Source organism: Pseudomonas sp. BR20 (assembly GCF_050780135.1).
GTDB lineage: Bacteria > Pseudomonadota > Gammaproteobacteria > Pseudomonadales > Pseudomonadaceae > Aquipseudomonas.
Genome location: NZ_CP172012.1, coordinates 2131414 through 2152905, shown reverse-complemented (window position 1 = coordinate 2152905; position 21492 = coordinate 2131414). Strand labels below are relative to the sequence as shown.

The 21492-nt window shown below is 59.4% G+C and carries 18 protein-coding genes; 7 read left to right on the top strand and 11 right to left on the bottom strand.

Translation table 11 applies throughout. The features are described 5' to 3' along the window. Positions 1-4: 4 nt before the first annotated feature. Positions 5-3640: a transporter substrate-binding domain-containing protein gene (locus ACHPFG_RS09780; RefSeq protein ID WP_431702248.1), complete on the top strand. Its 3636-nt coding sequence runs from the start codon at positions 5-7 to the stop codon at positions 3638-3640. A 25-nt stretch (positions 3641-3665) separates the two neighbouring features. Here ACHPFG_RS09780 and ACHPFG_RS09775 read toward each other — a convergent pair whose 3' ends face one another. Further along, complete coding sequence (locus ACHPFG_RS09775; RefSeq protein WP_131699507.1) at positions 3666-4148, bottom strand: GAF domain-containing protein; 483 nt, start codon at positions 4146-4148, stop codon at positions 3666-3668. Then, positions 4145-5035, bottom strand: coding sequence for an ATP-binding protein (locus tag ACHPFG_RS09770; RefSeq protein WP_131699508.1), 891 nt, complete (start codon positions 5033-5035; stop codon positions 4145-4147). The genes ACHPFG_RS09775 and ACHPFG_RS09770 overlap by 4 nt, the downstream gene beginning before the upstream one ends. 163 nt (positions 5036-5198) lie before the next feature. Between ACHPFG_RS09770 and ACHPFG_RS09765 the strand changes: the two genes are divergently transcribed. Further along, positions 5199-7508 carry a response regulator gene (locus ACHPFG_RS09765; RefSeq protein WP_431702247.1) on the top strand — a complete coding sequence of 770 codons (2310 nt, stop codon included), beginning with the start codon at positions 5199-5201 and terminating at the stop codon, positions 7506-7508. Here ACHPFG_RS09765 and ACHPFG_RS09760 read toward each other — a convergent pair. The 3 genes from ACHPFG_RS09760 to msrB form a co-directional block, all read right to left on the bottom strand. After that, entirely contained in the window at positions 7462-7953 is a 492-nt protein-coding gene (locus ACHPFG_RS09760) for a MarR family winged helix-turn-helix transcriptional regulator (protein WP_431702246.1), read from the bottom strand. The genes ACHPFG_RS09765 and ACHPFG_RS09760 overlap by 47 nt on opposite strands. After that, positions 7950-8435 carry a glutathione peroxidase gene (locus tag ACHPFG_RS09755; RefSeq protein WP_027607003.1) on the bottom strand — a complete coding sequence of 162 codons (486 nt, stop codon included), beginning with the start codon at positions 8433-8435 and terminating at the stop codon, positions 7950-7952. Before ACHPFG_RS09755 ends, ACHPFG_RS09760 begins: the two co-directional genes overlap by 4 nt. 218 nt (positions 8436-8653) lie before the next feature. Continuing rightward, on the bottom strand, positions 8654-9046 hold the full coding sequence (gene msrB / locus ACHPFG_RS09750; RefSeq protein ID WP_431702245.1) for a peptide-methionine (R)-S-oxide reductase MsrB: 393 nt from the start codon (positions 9044-9046) through the stop codon (positions 8654-8656). A 202-nt stretch (positions 9047-9248) separates the two neighbouring features. Between msrB and ACHPFG_RS09745 the strand changes: the two genes are divergently transcribed. Then, on the top strand, positions 9249-10460 hold the full coding sequence (locus ACHPFG_RS09745; RefSeq protein ID WP_012723006.1) for a pyridoxal phosphate-dependent aminotransferase: 1212 nt from the start codon (positions 9249-9251) through the stop codon (positions 10458-10460). 304 nt (positions 10461-10764) lie between these two features. Continuing rightward, positions 10765-11652 (top strand): protease HtpX, encoded by an 888-nt coding sequence (htpX, locus tag ACHPFG_RS09740; RefSeq protein WP_027607000.1) that lies wholly within the window; start codon positions 10765-10767, stop codon positions 11650-11652. 54 nt (positions 11653-11706) lie between these two features. On the opposite strand, the gene ACHPFG_RS09735 is transcribed toward htpX, so the two are convergent. Next, positions 11707-12363 (bottom strand): thiopurine S-methyltransferase, encoded by a 657-nt coding sequence (locus ACHPFG_RS09735; protein WP_431702244.1) that lies wholly within the window; start codon positions 12361-12363, stop codon positions 11707-11709. A gap of 105 nt (positions 12364-12468) precedes the next feature. Here ACHPFG_RS09735 and ACHPFG_RS09730 point away from each other — a divergent pair, with 105 nt between their 5' ends. After that, positions 12469-13236 carry a DODA-type extradiol aromatic ring-opening family dioxygenase gene (locus ACHPFG_RS09730; RefSeq protein ID WP_431702243.1) on the top strand — a complete coding sequence of 256 codons (768 nt, stop codon included), beginning with the start codon at positions 12469-12471 and terminating at the stop codon, positions 13234-13236. Positions 13237-13246: 10 nt separating this feature from the next. Here ACHPFG_RS09730 and ACHPFG_RS09725 read toward each other — a convergent pair whose 3' ends face one another. Both ACHPFG_RS09725 and ACHPFG_RS09720 read right to left on the bottom strand, forming a co-directional pair. After that, the gene (locus ACHPFG_RS09725) at positions 13247-14266 is read right to left on the bottom strand and encodes a hypothetical protein (RefSeq protein ID WP_431702242.1); all 1020 of its coding nucleotides are present in this window, start codon (positions 14264-14266) and stop codon (positions 13247-13249) included. Positions 14267-14573: 307 nt separating this feature from the next. Next, positions 14574-16247: a DEAD/DEAH box helicase gene (locus ACHPFG_RS09720; RefSeq protein ID WP_027606997.1), complete on the bottom strand. Its 1674-nt coding sequence runs from the start codon at positions 16245-16247 to the stop codon at positions 14574-14576. 411 nt (positions 16248-16658) lie between these two features. Between ACHPFG_RS09720 and ACHPFG_RS09715 the strand changes: the two genes are divergently transcribed. After that, entirely contained in the window at positions 16659-17450 is a 792-nt protein-coding gene (locus ACHPFG_RS09715) for a crotonase/enoyl-CoA hydratase family protein (RefSeq protein WP_431702241.1), read from the top strand. A gap of 116 nt (positions 17451-17566) precedes the next feature. Here ACHPFG_RS09715 and ACHPFG_RS09710 read toward each other — a convergent pair whose 3' ends face one another. Further along, a complete protein-coding gene (locus ACHPFG_RS09710) occupies positions 17567-18322 on the bottom strand; it encodes a spermidine synthase (protein WP_131699515.1) in 756 nt (251 codons plus the stop codon). Positions 18323-18446: 124 nt separating this feature from the next. On the opposite strand from ACHPFG_RS09710, the gene ACHPFG_RS09705 reads away from it, so the two are divergent. Beyond that, positions 18447-19793, top strand: a complete 1347-nt coding sequence (locus tag ACHPFG_RS09705; protein WP_053130664.1) for a class II 3-deoxy-7-phosphoheptulonate synthase — start codon at positions 18447-18449, stop codon at positions 19791-19793. Between the two features lie 170 nt (positions 19794-19963). Here ACHPFG_RS09705 and ACHPFG_RS09700 read toward each other — a convergent pair whose 3' ends face one another. After that, the gene (locus ACHPFG_RS09700; protein ID WP_431702240.1) at positions 19964-21184 is read right to left on the bottom strand and encodes a winged helix-turn-helix domain-containing protein; all 1221 of its coding nucleotides are present in this window, start codon (positions 21182-21184) and stop codon (positions 19964-19966) included. Between the two features lie 45 nt (positions 21185-21229). Beyond that, positions 21230-21436, bottom strand: coding sequence for a DUF1127 domain-containing protein (locus tag ACHPFG_RS09695; protein ID WP_237683153.1), 207 nt, complete (start codon positions 21434-21436; stop codon positions 21230-21232). Positions 21437-21492 lie beyond the last annotated feature (56 nt).

Genomic DNA, 21492 nt, shown 5'->3' with positions numbered 1-21492 from the left:
GCGGATGCCCAGGCGTATAAAGGACTATTTGATTATATTGAGTGCCGGTTTGTGCTTCAGCACCGCCGTACCTGCAACCCTTCCAGCAAGCCCGGAGCATTTCAACCTATTGAGTCGCGCGAACTCCGTACAGCTGGAGCCCCACCTGAACAAGGCCCAGCGCCAATGGCTCCAGAACAAACGCGAACTGGTACTGGGCGCGGCGTTTCCTGACTACCCGCCTTTTGACCTCACCTCCAGCGGGCGTGACTATGAGGGACTCACCGCCGACTACGCCGGCTTGCTGGCAATGGCGCTGGACGTGCCGGTAAAAGTGTTGCGCTACCCCTCTCGGGAGGCCGCCATTCGTGCCCTCGAAGCGGGTGATATCGACCTACTGGGCTCTTCCAACAGCTTTGAAGCGGCAAACCCCAACCTGACCCTGTCGGAGCCGTACGCAGTGGACCGGCCGGTACTGGTGACCCGCGAAGGCGAAACTCGCAGCCTGAATGATGGACTGGCCGGCATGCGGCTGGCACTGGTCTATCACTATCTGCCACTGCACGAGGTGGAAAAGCTGTACCCCAAGGCAATCATCCGTGCCTACCCCTCTTATCAAAACGCCTTGAATGCAGTGGCTTTCGAGCAGGCTGACGTTTTTCTCGGCGATACCATTTCCACCCACTACATGATCAACAAGGGTTATCTGAAAAACATTCGCATGGCTAACTTCGGTAGACATGAAGCCTATGGATTCAGCTTTGCAATGCCCCAGGACCAGCGAATGCTGTTGAGCATCGTCGACGCCGTACTGAGGGCCGTGCCTACCTCCGAACGGGAAACGATCGCCAAACGCTGGAGTGCCGGCAGCGACATCCTCTTGACCGACCAAAAGCTGCAGCTGACCCTTCGCGAAGAACGTTGGCTGAGAGAAAACCCAGTAGTCAAAGTGATCGTGAACCCCACCTTTGCGCCGCTGACCTTCTTCGACGCCGATGGTAACTTTCGCGGCATTACGGCCGACCTGCTGGAGTTGATTCGCCTGCGCACAGGGCTGCGCTTCGAAGTCCAGCGCGGGCGTGATGTGAACACGATGATCGAGCACGTAGAGACCGGCAAAGCGGACATCATCGGAGCAGTCATCCCCAGCGTCGAAAGAGAAGCCCAACTGAACTTCAGTCGTCCCTATCTGGAAAACTCCTACGTGATGTTGACACGCAAGGACGGCCAGGCACCTACAGGCCTGGAGGAAATGGAAGGCAAGCGCCTGGCGGTCACTCAAGGCAGTCCACTGAAAAAATTCCTGCGTGAGCACTTCCCAAAGATTCAGCTGGTAGAAACCGGCGACACGTTCAAGTCAGCCGAGCTGCTGGTACAAGGCCATGTAGAGGGCGCAGTTAATACGCTGGTGGTCGCCAATTACTTCCTGTCCTCGCAGATGCTTCAGGACAAGATTCAAATCAGCTTCAGCATTGGCACGATGCCGGCCACCTTCGGGCTGGCGACATCACGCAGCGCCACCGAACTCAGCTCGATTCTCGACAAGGCTTTGCTCAGCATCGCACCGGATGAACTGGGCGTGATCAACAGTCGTTGGCGCGGCTATACCGCCGCCTCAGACAGCTACTGGCGTGACTATCACCAACTGATTGCGCGCATCATCATCGGGACCGGGCTGCTGCTGCTGATCTCCCTGAGCTGGAACGCGTACATGCGCCGCCAGATCAAGCACCGGAAAATGGCCGAGCGCGCCCTCAATGATCAGTTCGAGTTCATGCGCGCCCTGGTCAATGAAACCCCGCACCCGATCTACGTACGTGACAACAAGGGGCTGCTGCAGACCTGCAACGACAGTTACTTGCAGGCGTTCGACGTCAAGCGCGAAGACGTGATAGGTAAAAGCGCGGTCCAGATCAGCACAGCCCTCGCAGTCGAGGCGGCGCAATACCATGCCGACTATCAGCGCGTGGTGGCCGAAGGCAAACCGCTGATCCTGGATCGCACCCTGCATATTCGCGGAAAAAAACTGACGATCTACCACTGGATCCTGCCGTACCGCGACTCCGTCGGCGAAGTTCAGGGCATCATCGGTGGCTGGATCGATATCAGTGAACGACGCCAGTTGTTCGACGAACTTCGCACCGCCAAGGAGCGAGCCGACGAAGCCAATCGGGCCAAGAGCACGTTCCTCGCCACCATGAGCCACGAAATCCGCACGCCGATGAACGCGGTGATCGGCATGCTCGAACTGACCCTCAAGCGGGCGGACCAGGGCCACCTCGACCGCCCGGCCATCGAAGTTGCCTACAACTCGGCCAAGGATCTGCTGGAGCTGATCGGCGACATCCTGGACATCGCACGGATTGAATCCGGTCGCCTCAGCCTGGCACCGGAACGCGTGAACCTGAGGGAGGTGATCGAGTCGGTAGTGCGTGTCTTCGACGGCCTGGCACGCCAGAAGACCCTCAGCCTGTTGCTGGAGTTCACGCCTGATCTTGAACACACCGAAGTCCTGATCGACCCGCTGCGCTTCAAGCAGGTGCTGTCCAATCTGATCAGCAATGCCATCAAGTTCACCGAACGTGGCCAGGTAAAGATCAAGGTGGAAGTATCAGCCACCGAACTGCCGCAGCAGGTCGAGATGAAACTGGTGGTGGAGGACACCGGCATCGGTATCAGCCGGGACGACCAGATGCGCCTGTTCGAACCCTTTGCCCAGGCGGACAACTCAGGACAGTTGGCCAGGAGCGGTGCCGGCCTTGGGCTGGTGATCTGTCGCAGCCTGTGCGCCATGATGGGCGGGCAACTGAGCCTGAGCAGCGTGCCCATGGTGGGCACCCAGGTGCATGTGAACCTGAAGATGAATCGCCTGCAGGCAGCGCAGGTAGTCGACGAACTCAAGCCTGCCGCAACCGCAGATGTGCCTGTGCTCAATGTGCTGGTAGTGGACGACCATCCGGCGAATCGCCTGTTGATGTGTCAGCAGCTCGGCTACCTGGGCCACCAGTTCACCGCCGCCCAGAACGGCGCCGCCGGCTTCCAGGCCTGGCGCCAGGAGCACTTCGACCTGGTAATCGCCGATTGCAACATGCCGATCATGAATGGCTACGAGTTGAGCCGTTCGATCCGCGAATACGAGCAACGCGAACAGCTGACGCCTTGCGTGGTACTGGGTTTTACGGCCAATGCCCAGCCAGAAGAGAAGCAACGCTGTGCACAGGCGGGCATGGATGACTGCCTGTTCAAGCCTATCAACCTCACGGCGCTGGAGCGGCAACTGGCAAAGATCAGCCCCCAGCCCACCGGCCTGATCCTCGACATCGGCAATTTCGAGGCCCTTACCGGTGGCGATCCACATATGTGCCGCCTGCTGCTGAAGGAGTTGCTGAGCAGCAGTCGCCAGGATCGCCAGGAGTTGGTCGCGTTGATGGCTGCGCAGACCGGCGTCGAGGACATCATCGAACAGGCTCACAAGATCAAGGGAGCCGCTCGCATCGTTCAGGCCAGTGCGCTGGCCTCGCAGTGCGAAGCCCTCGAACAGGCCTGTGCCCGGGGCGATGATCGGCCCCTGATCGAAGCGAGTGTGAAGTCCCTGGAGAAGCTGATGCTGGAGCTGGAGAGGATGCTGCAAGTACGGCTTGACGAGCTGGATAGCCAATAAGGGGCGGGGCACGCCCCCTATTTGATCAGCAGTCGGTCAAGCGCAGGAAAATCGCCGCCAGCTGTTCGATACCGGCCTGGTCCTGAGGGGTAAAGCGGGCCAACGACGGGCTATCGAGGTCAAGGACACCAATCAATGTGCCGTCCTTGACCAGTGGCACCACCAGTTCGCTATTGGACGCGCTGTCACAGGCGATATGCCCGGGAAATGCGTGAACATCGTCTACTCGCTGGGTTTGCCGCGAGGACGCGGCCGCGCCGCACACCCCACGGCCGAACGGAATACGCACACAGGCGATCTGCCCCTGGAACGGGCCAAGCACCAGCTCTTCATTGCGGTTGAGGTAAAAACCCGCCCAGTTCAGGTCATCCAGCTGGCTGAACAGGAAAGCGGAAAACTGGGCGCTGTTGGCGATGAAATCGCGCTCATCGGCCAGCAGCGACTCCAGCTGGGCACTCAGCAGGGCATAGCCACCGAGGCCGGTACCGGCTTGTTGTAAATCGATCATGGTTGACGCTCCAGCAATTTGAGACCCACCCAGTAACGGGCGAATTGATACGCGCAGCGACCGTTGCGGTTGCCGCGCCCGGTAGCCCAGCGCACGGCGAGAATATCGAGGGCCTCATCGCGCTGCCACTGCAAACCCGCCTTGTTCGCCAGCTCACCGATCCAGTGCTCGACCACGTCCAGGAAATGTTCCTGGGTGAACGGGTAGAACGACAGCCACAAGCCAAAGCGGTCGGACAGGGCAATCTTGTCTTCCACCGCCTCGCTCGGGTGCAACTCACCGTCCACGCGCTTCCAGTTATCGTTGTCGCTCTGGTTTTCCGGCACCAGATGGCGGCGGTTGGACGTGGCATACAGCAGCACGTTTTCAGGCGCCTGTTCCAGGGAGCCGTCCAGCACGCTCTTGAGTACCCGATAGTCACCTTCGCCGGCTTCGAACGACAAGTCGTCGCAGAACAGGATGAAACGTTGCGGCAACTTGAGCAGTTGCTCAACCACGCGCGGCAGATCGGCCAGATGGTCACGCTCGATTTCGATCAGGCGCAAACCGGCCTTGGCGTGCTGGGCGAGCAAAGCGCGGACCATGGACGATTTACCGGTGCCCCGCGACCCCCACAGCAACGCATGGTTGGCAGGCAGGCCATCCAGAAACTGCTGGGTGTTACGCGCAAGGGTTTCACGCTGCTTGTCCACGCCGATAAGGTCGGACAGGCGCATGTCCAGGCTCACGTCCAGCGGCAACAGGAAACCACTGCGGCCCTCACGTTGCCAACGGGCGGCCAGGCACTGATTCCAGTCGATGGTTTGGCGTGGCGCGGGCAACAAGGGCTCCAGGCGAGCGAGCACTGCATCGGCTCGCTCTAGAAAGGCACTCAATCGAGAATCCACGATTATTCCTCTGGCAAGTTCTTGCAAAAGATGGCGTATTGGCAACCCTGCGACAGACCGCTTGGGGCTGCGTAAAAAACGATTCATGCCGGGCAAGCCTTAGCTTGTGGATGTTCAGCTATGCTTGCCGGGCGAAGGGAAACGTGAAGTGGTTCAACACTCAATGGATATCAAGTTCGCCCACCGCTTGTCTTATAAACAAGCCAGATTGACTGTGCTGGTCGGTTTCGTCTTGGGAACCTTACTCAGCCTGATCCAAATCGGCATTGATTATGCCAGCGAAGACGCATCCATCAACCGCGAAATACGTTCGCTGATCGAAATCAGCCATAACCCCGCGTCACGTATCGCCTACAACATCGATGCCGAACTGGCTCAGGAACTGACCCTGGGCCTGCTGCACTCCCCCGCCATCATTCGCGCGCAGTTGATCGACAACAACGGCGTGGTGCTGGCCGATGTCGACCGACCACGCAAGGAAAGTACCTACCGGCCTATCAGTGACTTCATGTTTGGCGCCAACCGTCAGTTCGAAGACCAACTGTTCCTGGGCCACATGCCCAATGAGTCACTTGGTGTACTGCGTCTGGACGTCGACACCTACGCCTTTGGTAGCCGGTTCCTACGCCGTGCTGAGATCACCCTGCTCAACGGGTTCGTGCGCAGCCTGCTGCTGACCGGGATTTTGCTGGGCCTGTTCTACGTGATGCTGACCCAGCCACTGGTGCGCATTATTCGTGAGCTGAGCACACGCAAGCAGGCACGCCTGGACTGCCCGCCAGGGCATGAGCACGATGAAATCGGCGTGCTGGTAAACGTCGCCAACCAGCAATTCGAAAACATGGAAACCGAAATCCAGCAGCGCCGCCACGCCGAAGACCGGCTGACTGAATACTTGGGGCAACTGGAAGACATCGTTTCCGCGCGCACCCTTGAACTCAAGGCCAGCAACCAGCGACTGACCCAGTCCAACGATGAACTGGAAGCGGCGAAGATGAATGCATTGGGCATGGCCCAGGCCCGGGCGGCCTTCCTGGCGAATATGAGCCACGAAATCCGCACCCCGCTCAACGGCCTGCTGGGCATGATCGCGCTGTCGCTGGACAGTCCGTTGAACGCCGAGCAACGCCAGCAACTGTCTATCGCCCATGACTCCGGCAAAGTGCTGGTGGAGTTACTCAACGATATTCTCGACCTGTCCAAGTTCGACGCCGGCCAGTTGGAGCTGGAGCGCATCCCGTTCGACTTGGGCGCACTGGTGGAAGACACCGCCAACCTGTTATCGCAGAACGCCGCACCGAGCGTGGAACTGAGCTGCCTGATCGACCCGCAGTTCCCGGCCCAGGTGCTGGGTGATCCGACCCGTGTGCGGCAGATTGTCAGTAACTTACTTTCCAACGCCCTGAAGTTCACGCGCTTTGGTCGGGTTGATGTGCGCCTGCGTACCCACGATGGCGGGGTGCGCATTGAAGTCTGCGATACCGGCATCGGCATTGCGCAGGAGGCCCAGGTGAAAATCTTCCAACCGTTCACCCAGGCAGGCGCCGGTATCACTCGCCAGTTTGGTGGGACGGGCCTGGGCCTGGCGCTGACGCACAACCTGTGCGAAGCGATGAAGGGGCGTTTGAGTATCAGCTCGGAAGTGGGCTTCGGCAGCCAGTTCTGCGCCGACCTGCCACTGCCTGCCCACTTGCCCGCCTTGCAGCCACCGCCGCTCAAAGGTGAGGTCATCGTTATCACCAACGCCGGCAGCGGCCTGACAGAGTTGCTCACGACCCTGCTGCCCAGCTGGGGACTGACCCCCCGTTGTTTCACCATGGAAGACGACTTGAGCGGGCAAACGCCTGACCTGCTGATTACCGACTGCCCGGAATGCCTGTTCCGCATACGACCGGGCATTACCACGCCCATTCTGCTGGTGACCGCCTATGGCAATTTCATGCCCAGCGAAGAAGTGGCAGCACTCGCGCCGCTGCACCAACAGGCGCGCCCCTTGAGCCGCAACGCGCTGTACCAGATCCTGCACCGCAACTTACGCACCGACGCACATCTGCTGCCTGACCCAATCCAACTGGATGCCGCGCCACTCGCACATCGGGCGCGCATCCTGCTGGTGGAGGACAACCCGGTCAACCAACTGGTGGCCAAGGGTATGCTCAGCAAGCTGGGCTGCGAAGTGATTGTCGCCGCCCATGGTGGCGAAGCACTCAAGTTTCTTGAAGAACAGCGCTTCGATATGGTGCTGATGGACTGCAACATGCCGGTGATGGATGGCTATGAGGCCAGCCGGCAGATTCGTCGCAGCGGGCGCTGGCCGGACCTGCCGATTGTCGCATTGACCGCCAACGCCCTGTCCGAAGAACGCGAGCGCTGCCGTGCGGCGGGGATGAATGACTACCTGGCCAAGCCGTTCCGCCGCGAAGAACTCAATGGGCTGCTGGACTTGTGGGTGCCTGGGACGACAAGTCTTTAAGCTGCGCAAGCAACTGGTCGAGGCCATCGCGCAAGGCATCGGCTTGATTCAGGTCGATGCCGCGATCACACAACAAGCGGGTCTTGAGGCCATGGGCCTGGTCCCGCAGTTGCACACCAGCCTCGCTCAGGCTCAAGTGCACTTCACGCTCATCCCTGGCACTGCGCCGACGCTTCACTAACTCAAGCTGCTCAAGGCGCTTGAGCAGCGGCGTCAGCGTGCCCGAGTCGAGCATCAGGCGTTCACCCAGGGCCTTGACCGTCGGCTGCAGCGCAGGCGTGGCGTGCCACTCCCATAACACCAGCATCACCACATATTGCGGGTAGGTCAGGCCCAACTGGTCGAGCATCGGCCTGTAGGCGCGGGTGACAGCGCGTGACGCTGCGTAGAGCTTGAAACACAGCTGGTTGTTCAGGGCCAGGGACACGCTGGGCAGGTCGGTCATTTGAGCAAGGCTTCGATCTCTTGGGTCAAGTCCTGCGGCTTGGTGGCAGGACCGAAGCGCTTGACCACCTGGCCGTCGCGGCCGATGAGAAACTTGGTGAAGTTCCACTTGATGCCTTTGGAGCCCAGCAGTCCGGGCGCCTGTTTTTTCAGTTGCACGAACAGTGGATGGGCATCACTGCCATTGACGTCGATCTTCTTGAACAACGGGAAGCTGACACCGAAGTTCAGCTCGCAGAATTCGGAAATCGCACCTTCATCACCGGGCTCCTGCTTGCCGAACTGGTTGCAAGGGAAGCCCAGCACCACCAGGCCCTGGTCCTTGTACTGCTGCCAGAGTTGCTCCAGGCCCTTGTACTGCGGGGTGAAGCCGCATTTGCTGGCGGTGTTGACCACGAGGACGGCCTTGCCGGCGAAATCCGCCAAGGTCTTTTGCTCACCCTTGATGGTGGTGCAAGGGATACTCAGCAGGTTGTTGCTCATGGCAGTGCCTCGATAAAGGGGGAAGAAGGTGAAACATAGTAGGCAATTCAATTGCGTGCAATTTAATTGACCGGACTGATGGCATCCCATCAACACTCTGTAGGAGCGAGCTTGCTCGCGAAAAACTCAAGGACACCGCGCGGAACCAGAATGCCCGCGTAATCGTTGACGACTTTCGCGAGCAGGCTCGCTCCTACAGAGGCCCGCCGTCAGTCGAGTTAACGGGGTACAAGGTCCAGGCACACCGAGTTGATGCAATAACGCAGCCCCGTCGGCGGCGGACCGTCCGGGAACACATGCCCGAGGTGCGCATCGCATTTGGCGCAGGTCACTTCGGTGCGGATCATGCCGTGGCTGACGTCACGGATCTCGACCATCGCGCTGTCGGCGATCGGCGCGTAGAAGCTGGGCCAGCCGCAGCCGGAATCAAACTTGGTGGTCGAATCGAACAGCGGCTCATTGCAGCAGATGCAGTGATACACACCCTCAGTCTTGGTCTCATTGTACTTACCGCTGAAAGGACGCTCGGTGCCCTTGAGGCGGCACACGTTGTACTGCTCTGGATCGAGCATTGCCTTCCATTCTTCAACGGTTTTCTGCAACTTTTCCATCGGTACACCTCGGCAACTGAAAAAGCCTGATCTGTATCTTTTCCACGGATCAGGCGGCACGTATGATTGCGCCTCTTCAAAACGCCAGTCTGGCACCCGCGCTACCGGCATTCAAACGTATTTATGGGTGCGGACCTTGCAGCATTCACAGTACGGTAGTGCCCATACCGTCTGGATCGTTCATTTTCAGGATCACATCGCCATGCAGGTCAGCAAATCGAACAAGCTCGCCAACGTCTGCTACGACATTCGCGGCCCAGTGCTCAAGCACGCCAAGCGCCTGGAAGAGGAAGGCCATCGCATCCTCAAGCTGAACATTGGCAACCCGGCGCCCTTTGGTTTCGAAGCGCCGGATGAAATCCTCCAGGATGTGATCCGCAACCTGCCCACCGCCCAGGGCTACAGCGATTCCAAAGGCCTGTTCAGCGCGCGCAAGGCCGTGATGCAGTACTACCAGCAGAAGCAGGTCGAAGGCGTCGGCATCGAAGACATCTACCTGGGTAATGGCGTGTCCGAGCTGATCGTGATGTCCATGCAGGCCCTGCTCAACAACGGTGACGAAGTGCTGGTGCCGGCACCGGACTACCCACTGTGGACCGCCGCCGTGACCCTGGCCGGCGGCCACCCGGTGCACTACCTGTGCGACGAGGGCGCCGACTGGTTCCCGGACCTGGCCGACATCAAGGCCAAGATCACGCCGAACACCAAGGCCCTGGTGATCATCAACCCGAACAACCCCACCGGCGCCGTGTATTCCAAGGAAGTGCTGCTGGGCATGCTCGAGCTGGCACGCCAGCACAACCTGGTGGTGTTCTCCGACGAGATCTACGACAAGATCCTCTATGACGATGCGGTGCATATCTGCACCGGCTCCCTGGCGCCGGACCTGCTGTGCCTGACCTTTAACGGCCTGTCCAAGTCCTACCGCGTGGCGGGCTTCCGCTCCGGCTGGATCGCCATTTCCGGGCCCAAGCACAACGCCCAAAGCTACATCGAAGGCATCGACATGCTGGCCAACATGCGCCTGTGCGCCAACGTGCCGAGCCAACATGCGATCCAGACCGCCCTCGGTGGCTACCAGAGCATCAATGACCTGATCCTGCCCCAGGGCCGCCTGCTGGAACAGCGCAACCGTACGTGGGAGCTGCTCAATGCGATCCCGGGCGTGAGCTGCGTGAAGCCCATGGGCGCGCTGTACGCCTTCCCAAGGATCGACCCGAAGGTCTGCCCGATCCTCAACGACGAGAAGTTCGTGCTCGACCTGCTGCTGTCGGAAAAGCTGCTGGTGGTCCAGGGCACCGCGTTCAACTGGCCGTGGCCGGATCACTTCCGTGTAGTGACCCTGCCGCGCGTGGATGACCTGGACATGGCCATTGGCCGTATCGGCAACTTCCTCAAGTCCTATCGCCAGTAACAGGCATGGCGCTGTACGACCGACATTCGGTCGTACAGCGATTATCTGGCAACACTTCTCTGGCTATCCACTTCCCCCCGCACTGCACTTGCGTCTCCACAACCACAAACCCCTGTAGTTACTGGGCTCCAAGGCAAAAAGTGGCTTTTCACGGGTGGCATTTCTCATCGGAAAATCCCTTCAAGGCTCTACATTCAAGCTGTAGGACACAGTTTGAAATAGTCGCTCGGTTGAATCACCCCAAGCCGCACCTTATATACCCCGCAGTACGCGACATATTAAGCATGAGGAGAACTCTACAACCATGATGCGCATCCTGCTGTTCTTGGCCACCAACCTGGCGGTCGTGCTGATCGCCAGCATCACCCTGAGCCTGTTCGGCTTCAACGGGTTCATGGCGGCCAACGGGGTTGATCTGAACCTCAATCAGCTGCTGATTTTCTGTGCGGTCTTTGGTTTTGCCGGTTCGCTGTTCTCGCTGTTCATCTCCAAGTGGATGGCGAAGATGAGCACCAGCACCCAGATCATCACTCAACCACGCACCCGCCATGAGCAATGGCTGATGCAGACCGTGGAGCAGTTGTCTCAAGAAGCAGGTATAAAAATGCCCGAAGTGGGGATTTTCCCTGCTTACGAGGCCAACGCCTTTGCGACGGGCTGGAACAAGAACGACGCCCTCGTGGCGGTCAGCCAAGGGCTGCTCGAACGTTTTTCACCCGATGAAGTGAAGGCGGTCCTCGCGCACGAGATTGGCCACGTAGCTAACGGCGACATGATTACCCTCGCACTGGTGCAGGGCGTGGTTAACACCTTCGTGATGTTCTTTGCGCGGATCATCGGCAATTTTGTCGACAAGGTGATCTTCAAGAACGAAGGAGGCCGCGGTATTGCGTACTTCGTAGCGACCATCTTTGCCGAGGTGGTACTGGGCTTCCTGGCCAGCGCGATTGTGATGTGGTTCTCGCGCAAACGAGAGTTCCGCGCAGACGAAGCCGGCGCACGTCTGGCTGGCACCAGTGCAATGATCAGTGCGCTGCAGCGCTTGCGCTCCGAACAGGGCCTGCCGGTGCATATGCCCGACAGCCTGACCGCCTTTGGCATCAACGGTGGTGTCAAGCAGGGCCTGGCTCGCATGTTCATGAGCCACCCGCCGCTGGAAGAGCGTATCGACGCACTGCGTCGTCGGGGCTGATACCCGGCAATGCAAAAGGGGCGATTGGATCGCCCCTTTTTTTGTTCCCGGATTTTATATCTTGGTGAGCCGATAAACGCACTCTTCCAAGCGCGTGACACCATCCTGCGCGAACTTCCAGCTCTCACCCAGAATATCCTGAGCTTCGAGCACCTCCAGGCTCCAGTGGAAACCCAGTAGCACCTTTACCTCATCATCCGTCACAGCAAAAGGCGGGCCGGCTTTTTGCGTCTGGTCGTAGTCCAGAGTAATCAGCAGACCCTGGCAGCCTGGCCGCAGCAGGCTGTTCAACTGCTCGGCGTACTGCGCGCGCATCAGCGGCGGCAAGGCAATCAGTGCGGCACGGTCGTAAAGCGCCGTGCAATCAGCCAGTGCCCCAGCATCCAAGGCAAAGAAATCGCCGCACCATATCTCGATCAAATCGGCCTGGTACACCTTGAATACGCCGTGCCAAGTGATTCGCGGCGTCAGGTTCTGCTCGCTGAAAAAGGCTTCAACCGCCTGCTCTGACAGTTCAACGCCGAGTACGTGATAGCTGTTGCTGGCCAGCCACATCAGGTCCAGGCTTTTACCACACAGCGGCACCAGCACCTTGGCGCCTTGGGCAAGGCTCAGCGAAGGCCAATACCGCAGCAGGTAAGGATTGACCTCGGGCAGGTGAAAGCCGATCTGATTGCGCGCCCAGCGCTCCTGCCAAAATTTGGGCTCCATGGAATCACCTCCGAAAATTCGATCAAAAAGCGCTAAAACTTATATTAGATTTAGATCAATGATCTGGTTGAAGATGGTTCCATGTTAAACCTCAGGACCTTACTTATGTTGCCCAGCCTGTTTATCTCCCACGGATCGCCCATGCTTGCCCTGCAACCCGGCGCCAGCGGCCCCGCCCTGCAGCGCCTGGCCGCTGAACTGCCACGGCCGAAGGCAATTGTGGTGGTGTCGGCGCATTGGGAAAGCCAGGAACTGCTGGTCAGCGGCAGCGCTGCACCCGAGACCTGGCACGACTTCGGCGGTTTCCCCCGCGAGCTGTTCGCCGTGCAGTACCCGGCGCCGGGGAACCCTCAATTGGCCAACGAAATTGTGGAACTGCTGCATGCCGACGGCTTGAATGCGCGAATCGATGAGCGCCGCCCGTTTGACCATGGCACCTGGGTGCCGCTCTCGCTGATGTACCCGGCAGCGGACATTCCCGTGGTGCAAGTTTCCTTGCCCAGCCGTATGGGCCCAGCCCTGCAAACCCGGGTCGGGCATGCCCTGGCCAGTTTACGCGAACACGGTGTGCTGCTGATCGGCTCCGGCAGTATCACCCATAATCTGGGCGAGCTGGACTGGGGCGCAGGACCGGATACCATCACGCCGTGGGCAATCGAGTTTCGCGACTGGATCGTAGACAAGCTCGCCGACGACGATGAAACGGCCCTGCACGACTATCGACGCCAGGCGCCCCATGCCGTGCGCAGCCATCCCAGCGATGAACATCTGCTACCGCTGTACTTCGCGCGTGGCGCTGGCGGTGAATTCAGCCTGGCACACCAAGGTTTCACCATGGGGGCATTGGGCATGGATATTTATCGTTTCGGCTGACGCGGTTTTGTCAGCCTTTTTTCTCATAACCAACGCCGTGAAAAGAGAACCTTAACTCCTTTCTTTGGCCAGCCTCTCTGGTAATTTGTTGATTACCTGTTATCGAGTTCTTATACCTGCCATATAGCCCCGTGCTATTGATTTCACCCACCTTGATGCTGCCCTTGTCGTCTCGAGTAAAAGGCGCAAAGAAACTACCGCCAGTAGTAGCAATTTGCGAGCTTCGATTTATTTTTGTGCCGTACTGCTCAACAAACCCTGTGTCTCTACCGGATAACGCAACCTTCTGATCGACATAAATATCTTTGACATGTTGCTTGAGCCCGGGCCTATGAGGATCCGTGACATCCTGAATAAACCCTTTCAGCTTTTGAGGATTTTCAGGATCCACTTCTATTGTAAGGTTATATTTATTCCCAAACTTGAAATCTACCAGTGTGCTATTGCTGGCGCCCTTCACCCCATCAAATTCAGGGCGGCCTTGTGGCGCTTTGAAATGCGAGCCATATCCAGAAAAAACAATCAGAGCCTTGCCATCCTCGCGTGGTTGCATTCCGATATAGCCGCGCCCCAGAGGTTTACCTTCCGCGGTATTAATACCGAACATCATCGCGTAATAAATCCCCGCATCCTTGCCACTTTTTCTTTGAAGACCTTCGTCGATACTCATTGGAAACGTGATGTTGCGCAAACCAGGTCCAGGCGCGGAAAGCGAGTAACTCACGCCATACAGGCCATTGGGCGAGGTGGCCTCTTTCTTGATTTCGAGCTTTGGATCGCGGACCTTATCAAGCCTTGAAGTTTCGATAATTTTCACAGACGAAACAGGCACTGAGAGAGGGCTTGTTTTTGAGCGAATCACCTCGGTCTTCGAAGCAATATCGCGTTCCGCCAGTTGCAAGCTACTTTTACTTTCATCACGCCAGTCGCTTCCTCGCCCTCCTATCACACTGACTGACGATAGCGTGGAAGGATAGACAACAGGCGCAGGTATTATTTGCGGAAAACCCAGGGAATAATGAGTACTCATAGCAGCTACAGACTCTTTCTGGAAAGCAATCAATAGATGTCACATCATTCAAGGGTAGATGCTGTACATCGAGGCGAGCAGTCAGAAAGGCCGCTTGGACACGCGGACTTTTCCCAAAACCAATAAGATCTGCAACCTGGCAGTCACCGTTGATAACTCGCCACCGCACCCAACTCATCCGGTGGCCCTCTGCTCTGGCCAAGCGGCATGTACTTGCGCGGAACGTTTCATGCCTTAGCACACGACAAAAAAAATCCCCGAACCAGTCGGGGATTTTTTATGTGCGATCAATCAGCCCAGGGGCGGATCAATCTTCGCGGTAGCGACGCAGCTTCAATTGCTTGCCGGCAACACGAGTGTCTTTCAGCTTGGTCAGCAGTTTTTCCAGACCGTCTTCCGGCAACTCCACCAGGGAGAAGCTGTCACGGACCTGGATGCGACCGATGGCTTCACGTGCCAGGCCACCCTCGTTGAGGATAGCGCCCAGCAGGTTCTTGGCAGCGATACCATCACGCGCGCCCAGCGCGGTACGGCAACGAGCACGGCCTTCAGCCAATGGAACCGGAGCGCGACGCTCACGATCACCACGGTCCGGACGGTCGCCGGTACGCTCTGGACGATCACCGCGTGGCGCGTTGTTCGGCACCAGTGGGCGCTCTTTCTCGATGGCTGCCAGGGTCAGGGCCTGACCGTTGGTAGCCTTGCGCAGCAGGGCTGCAGCCAGGGCACGTGGGGTGCAACCGATATCGGCGGTCAGGCGATCCAGCAGATCGCCGTGGGTCGATTCAGCGTCAGCCACCAGTGGCGACAGGCTGTTGGTCAGTTTCTTGATGCGAGCATCGAGAACGGCCTGGGCATCCGGCAGGCGGACTTCAGCCACTTTCTGACCGGTTACACGCTCGATCACTTGCAGCATGCGGCGCTCACGTGGAGTCACCAGCAGCAGCGCACGACCTTCGCGACCGGCACGGCCGGTACGGCCGATACGGTGAACGTAGGATTCTGGATCGTAAGGCATGTCAACGTTGAACACGTGAGTGATACGCGGAACGTCGAGACCACGAGCGGCTACGTCGGTCGCCACAACGATGTCCAGACGGCCATCCTTGAGGGAGTCGATCACGCGCTCACGTTGGTTCTGGGCGATGTCACCGTTCAGCGCAGCGGCCTTGTAGCCTTTGGCTTCCAGGGCACTGGCCAGGTCCAGGGTCGCTTGCTTGGTACGCACGAACATGATCAAGGCGTCGAAGTCTTCGACTTCCAGCAGGCTCAATACAGCCGAGGTCTTCTGGTCAGCGTGAACCAACAGGTGAGCCTGTTCGATCGCGGTAACGGTCTGAGTCTTGGTCTGGATCTTCACGTGTTGCGGATCGCGCAGGTGGCGTTCGGCAATGGCACGGATCGACTGTGGCAGGGTGGCCGAGAACAGCACGGTCTGACGGGTCGGTGGCAGTGCCTTGAAGATGACTTCCAGGTCATCCATGAAGCCCAGCTTCAACATTTCGTCGGCTTCGTCCAGAACCAGGTGGTTCACGGTCGACAGGACTTTCTCGTCACGACGCAGGTGGTCGCACAGACGGCCCGGGGTGGCGACAACGATCTGAGCGCCATTACGGATGGCTTTCAGTTGCGGGCCCATCGGCGCGCCGCCGTAAACGGCAACAACGGTAACGCCTGGCATTTGCTTGGCGTAGGTTTCAAAAGCGGTTGCTACTTGCAGCGCCAACTCACGAGTTGGCGCCAGGATCAGGGCTTGCGGTTCGCGCTTGGCAGGATCGATGCAGTGCAGGATAGGCAGGGCGAACGCGGCGGTTTTACCGGTACCGGTTTGCGCCTGGCCAATCATGTCCTGGCCGGCCATGATGATCGGGATCGATTGCTGCTGAATCGCCGAAGGTTCTTCGTAGCCGGTCGCGATGACGGCAGCGAGAATGTTCGGGTTAAGATTAAAAGCGGCGAAGCCGCCGGTTTCCTGGGTCATGGGTCTGCCTCTAAGTGCATCCGCAAAGACCCATGCTCCAAAGCTGCGCATGCCGTGTTGAGACTCAAGAGTCGCCCTGGCTGCTTTGTCGGCGGGGATTTGCGAAAACGAATGAATGAAAAAGATTCGTCAAGGGAGAGTCCGCTGTGCGGACGCGCAGCCGAAGCTGACTTCGGGGAATTGCGCTACCTAAACGCGGCCCGGTTAAAGGCCGGCGCGCACTATACCGGAAATACCTGAAAAAGGGAGCTTTTTTTATCGCCAGGCGCCGATAAACCGTACGGCATCACAGTCTTTGCAGATAAGCGCGGCAGGGTCTATTTTTCAAAGGCCCGGCCCTGCTGGTCATGACGCTTAAACGGTTCACCTTCCATTGGTCTGAAACTTTTCCCCCGTCCGAGGACACGCTCGATGAATCAAGCCAGCAGTAGTCGCGTCAGCCGTGAACTGCAGGGCCATGTCCTGTTGTTGGGCCTGGATCGGGTCGCCAAGCGCAACGCCTTTGACCTGGACTTGCTCAATGAGCTCAGCCTGGCTTATGGCGAATTTGATCGAAATGACGACGCACGAGTGGCCGTTATATTTGCCCATGGCGACCACTTCACCGCCGGCCTGGACCTGGCCAATGTCAGCGGGGTAATGGCAGGCGGCTGGCAACCGCCGCTGGGAGGCTGTGATCCTTGGGGTGTTTTCGCAGGCCCCAGGGTCAGTAAACCGGTGATCGTCGCCGCCCAGGGCTACTGCCTGACCATCGGTATCGAGTTGATGCTCGCTGCGGATATCAATCTGTGCGCGAGCAATACCCGCTTTGCACAGATGGAAGTGCAACGTGGGATTTTTCCGTTTGGCGGTGCGACATTGCGTTTTCATCAGATCGCCGGCTGGGGCAACGCCATGCGCTGGCTGCTCACCGGCGATGAGTTCGACGCCCATGAAGCCCTGCGCCTGGGTTTGGTGCAGGAAGTCATGGCCAGTGAAGACCTTCTGCCCCGCGCCATCGAGCTGGCCAGTCGCATCGCGCGCCAGGCGCCGCTTGGCGTCCAGGCCACCCTGATGTCGGCCCGCCTGGCACGGATGGAAGGCGAAACCGTTGCGGCCGCTGCGCTGCCGCCGATGGTGGATCAATTGCTGAACAGCGAGGATGCCAAGGAAGGCGTGCGCGCGATGGTCGAGAAGCGGCCGGGGGTATTCAAGGGCATTTGAGTCGCCTGTACCGACGCTATCGGGGGCAAGCCCCCTCCCACATTTGAAATGAGCTCCAAGTGTGGGAGGTGTGGTGCGACGATTCGAGTCGCCCCCGATGGCGTCGGCACAGGCGACTACGTAGCCGGCCGAATCGCCTTGATCAACGCCTGCAACGAATACCCCAATCGCGGCGCCAGGGCTTCGGCGCGGGCCCAGAGCGCATCAAGATCCAGCGCCTGGTCCAGCTCCGAAGGCACCAACAGGATCACATTGCCCTCCTTCACCGGCAGTTCCCAGTAATGCCGGTGGTACAAACCACGCAGCAACGCCGCGCCCAAGGGTTTGCCATCATCGGTCGCCCACTGGTTGATCACCAGCCAACCGCCGGGGTTGAGTTTCTTTTGGCAGTTTTCCAGGAAGGTCCAGGCCAGGTGTCCGACGCCCGGGCCGACATCGGTGTAGAGGTCGACGAAAATCAGGTCGGCCGATTCAGCGGTCTCCAACAGTTCCAGGGCGTCGCCGATGCGGATATACAAGCGCGGATCATCATCCAGCCCCAGGTATTCGATGGCCAGGCGTGGCACATCGGGACGCAGCTCGATAGCTTCGACGTCTTCCAGAGGCAGGAACTTGAGACAGGCCTGGGTCAACGTCCCGGCCCCCAGGCCGAGGAACAGCGCGCTCTCCGGCTGCTCATGGCACAACGCGCCTATCAGCATCGCGCGGGTGTAGTCGTACTCCAGCCAGCTCGGGTCAGCGGTGAACACGCAGCTTTGCTCGATGGCGTCGCCAAACTCGAGAAACCGGTAATCGGCAACCTCAAGCACACGGATCATGCCGAAATCATCATGGACTTCGGCCAGCAGGCGCTCGACACGCTCCTCGGTCATCACAACTCCTAAAGGGTTTACCGCACGGCAAAGGCGCGATTGTCAGCCAACCGGCGGCAACAGGTCACGCACTAATTGCTGATAACATTGACGCCCGACCGTCAACCACCCAATCGAGTTCATGATGAGCCAACCCTGGAGCCCCGACAGCTGGCGCGCCCTGCCAATCCAGCAACAACCCCAGTACCCGGACGCTGCGCACTTGTTGCAAGTGGAGCAGAGCCTGGCCAGCTATCCGCCGCTGGTGTTTGCCGGGGAAGCCCGCGAGTTGCGCCGTCAGTTTGCCGAGGTGACCCAAGGTCGCGCGTTCCTGCTGCAAGGTGGCGACTGCGCCGAGAGCTTTGCCGAGTTCTCCGCCGCAAAAATCCGCGACACCTTCAAGGTGCTGTTGCAGATGGCAATCGTGATGACCTTCGCCGCCGGCTGCCCGGTGGTGAAAGTCGGGCGCATGGCCGGCCAGTTCGCCAAGCCGCGCTCGGCCAACGATGAGACCATCGATGGCATCACCCTGCCCGCCTACCGTGGCGATATCGTCAACGGCATCGGCTTCGACGAAAAAAGCCGCGTGCCGGACCCGGACCGCCTGCTGCAGTCCTACCACCAGTCCACCGCCACCCTCAACCTGCTGCGCGCCTTCGCCCAGGGCGGTTTTGCCGACCTGCACCAGGTGCACAAGTGGAACCTGGACTTTATCGCCAACTCCGCCCTGGCCGAAAAATACAGCCAGTTGGCCGACCGCATCGACGAAACCCTGGCTTTCATGCGCGCCTGCGGCATGGACAGCTCGCCGCAGTTACGCGAAACCAGCTTCTTCACCGCCCATGAAGCGCTGCTGCTCAACTACGAACAAGCCTTCGTGCGCCGCGACAGCCTGACCAACGACTACTACGACTGCTCGGCCCACATGCTGTGGATCGGCGACCGCACCCGTCAGTTGGATGGCGCTCATGTCGAATTCCTGCGCGGGGTGAATAACCCGATCGGCGTCAAAGTCGGCCCGAGCATGAACCCCGATGACCTGATCCGTCTGATCGACATCCTCAACCCCGACAACGACCCCGGCCGCCTCAACCTGATCGCGCGCATGGGTGCAGGCAAGGTCGGCGACCACCTGCCCAACCTGATTCGCGCCGTGCAGCGCGAAGGCAAGCAGGTGCTGTGGAGCTCCGATCCGATGCACGGCAACACCATCAAGGCCAGCAGCGGCTACAAGACCCGCGACTTCGCGCAGATCCTCGGTGAGGTCAAGGAGTTCTTCCAGGTCCACCAGGCCGAGGGCACGTATGCCGGCGGGATTCATATCGAGATGACCGGGCAGAACGTCACGGAGTGCATCGGCGGCGCGCGGCCGATCACCGAAGATGGCTTGTCGGACCGCTACCACACCCACTGCGACCCACGGATGAACGCCGATCAGTCGTTGGAGCTGGCGTTCCTGATTGCCGAGACATTGAAGCAGGTCAAACGCTAGCAGACGTTTGGAAAATAGAGCTTGTTGTGGCGAGCGGCTGCCTCGCGTTAGGTGGCGAAGCCGCCCAAAACCCACGCCGCAATTCCGCCTGAACCAATTCAGTGATCTTACTGGGGCTGCTTCGCAGCCCAACGCGGGGCAAGCCCGCTCGCCACGAAAGTACCTTCCTCCTACAAGTGCAGCATGGCTAACCGCAAGCGGTCGGCACTCGGCCGCTGGCAATTGAGCTGGATATGCTCGAGCCCCAGCCAGTCGGCCATTTGCCGCAGGTTCAACGCCAGCACCAACATCCCCTCCTCATCCAGCCCCGGCTCCTCCTCATGCACCGCATGCACGGCCAGGCGCCCGTTGGCGCGTTCGGCCCGCAGGTCGATACGTGCGGCGATCCGCTCGTTGTGCAAAAACGGCAGCACGTAGTAGCCGTACACCCGTTTGTCTTGCGGGGTGTAGATCTCCAGCCGGTAGCGGAAATCGAACAGGCGCTCGGTACGGCTGCGCTCCCAGACCAGCGAGTCGAAGGGCGACAGCAGTGCGCTGGCCGACACCTTGCGCGGCACTTTAGGCTCGGGCAGACAGTATGCTGCCTGCTTCCAGCCTTGCACCTGGCAAACCTGCAAGTGCCCGTCCTCGACCAATTCCGCCAGGCGACTGCGACTGTCGGCGGGGTCAAGACGGAAGTAGTCGCGTAGGTCTTTTTCGGTACCTACACCCAAGGCGGTGGCGCTGTGCAGCAACAGGCCACGCTGGGCCTCGGCCTCGGTCAACGGCGCATGCTGGAGGATGTCGCCAGGGATGACGCGCTCGGGCAAGTCATAGAGCCGCTCGAAACCACGCCTGCCGGCAACGGTAACCAGGCCGGCGGCGAACAGCCACTCAAGCGCATGCTTTTCATCGCTCCAGTCCCACCAGGGTCCGGCCCGCTCTTCGCGGGTCGACAAACTGCCCGCGCCGAGCGCGCCCTGCTGTTCGACGGTCTGCAAAACGCGCTGGATCGTGGCCTGTTGCTCACGACCGAAGCGCGCCATCTGCGAATAGATGCCGCGCCCCTGCTGCGCTCGCTCCATACGCCAACGCATCAAGGGATACAACGCCATTGGCAGCAACGAGGCCTCGTGCCCCCAATACTCAAACAACGAACGCCGCCGGCCCTGGCTCCAGGCCGCTTGTTCAAGCATCAATGGGGAGTAATTGCCCAGGCGGGAAAACAGCGGCAAGTAGTGAGAGCGCACCAGCGCGTTGACCGAGTCAATCTGCAACACGCCCAAGCGCTCGATCACGCGGTTGAGGTGCGCGGCCTTTATCTGTGCTGGCGCCTGGCGCCCGGAAAATCCCTGGGCCGCCAGCGCCATGCGTCGAGCTTGCTTGAGGGAAAAGGACAAGTCGGCGGGCATGGGAATCTCCTTGAATGCTCGCGACCTACCCTACTGCATCAGCAGTCATTTTCGCAGCGGATCTTCCCAAAAATGCCGATGGCTCTCACGCTCCACATCGGCACGGCTGAGGCCGATGTCCTTGAGCGCATCATCGTTCATGCTCGCCAGCACCTGCCGTTCGTGGCGCAACACCTGCCAACGCAATACCACTTGCAGCAGCCTGGAAAACGGCCGTTTGGTGATCAACACAAAACCTTTCTGACCTTTCATCTTCTCGCCCTCCAGTGGGGATGACGCAAGTGTGTGCCGTGCAATATGATCAATCC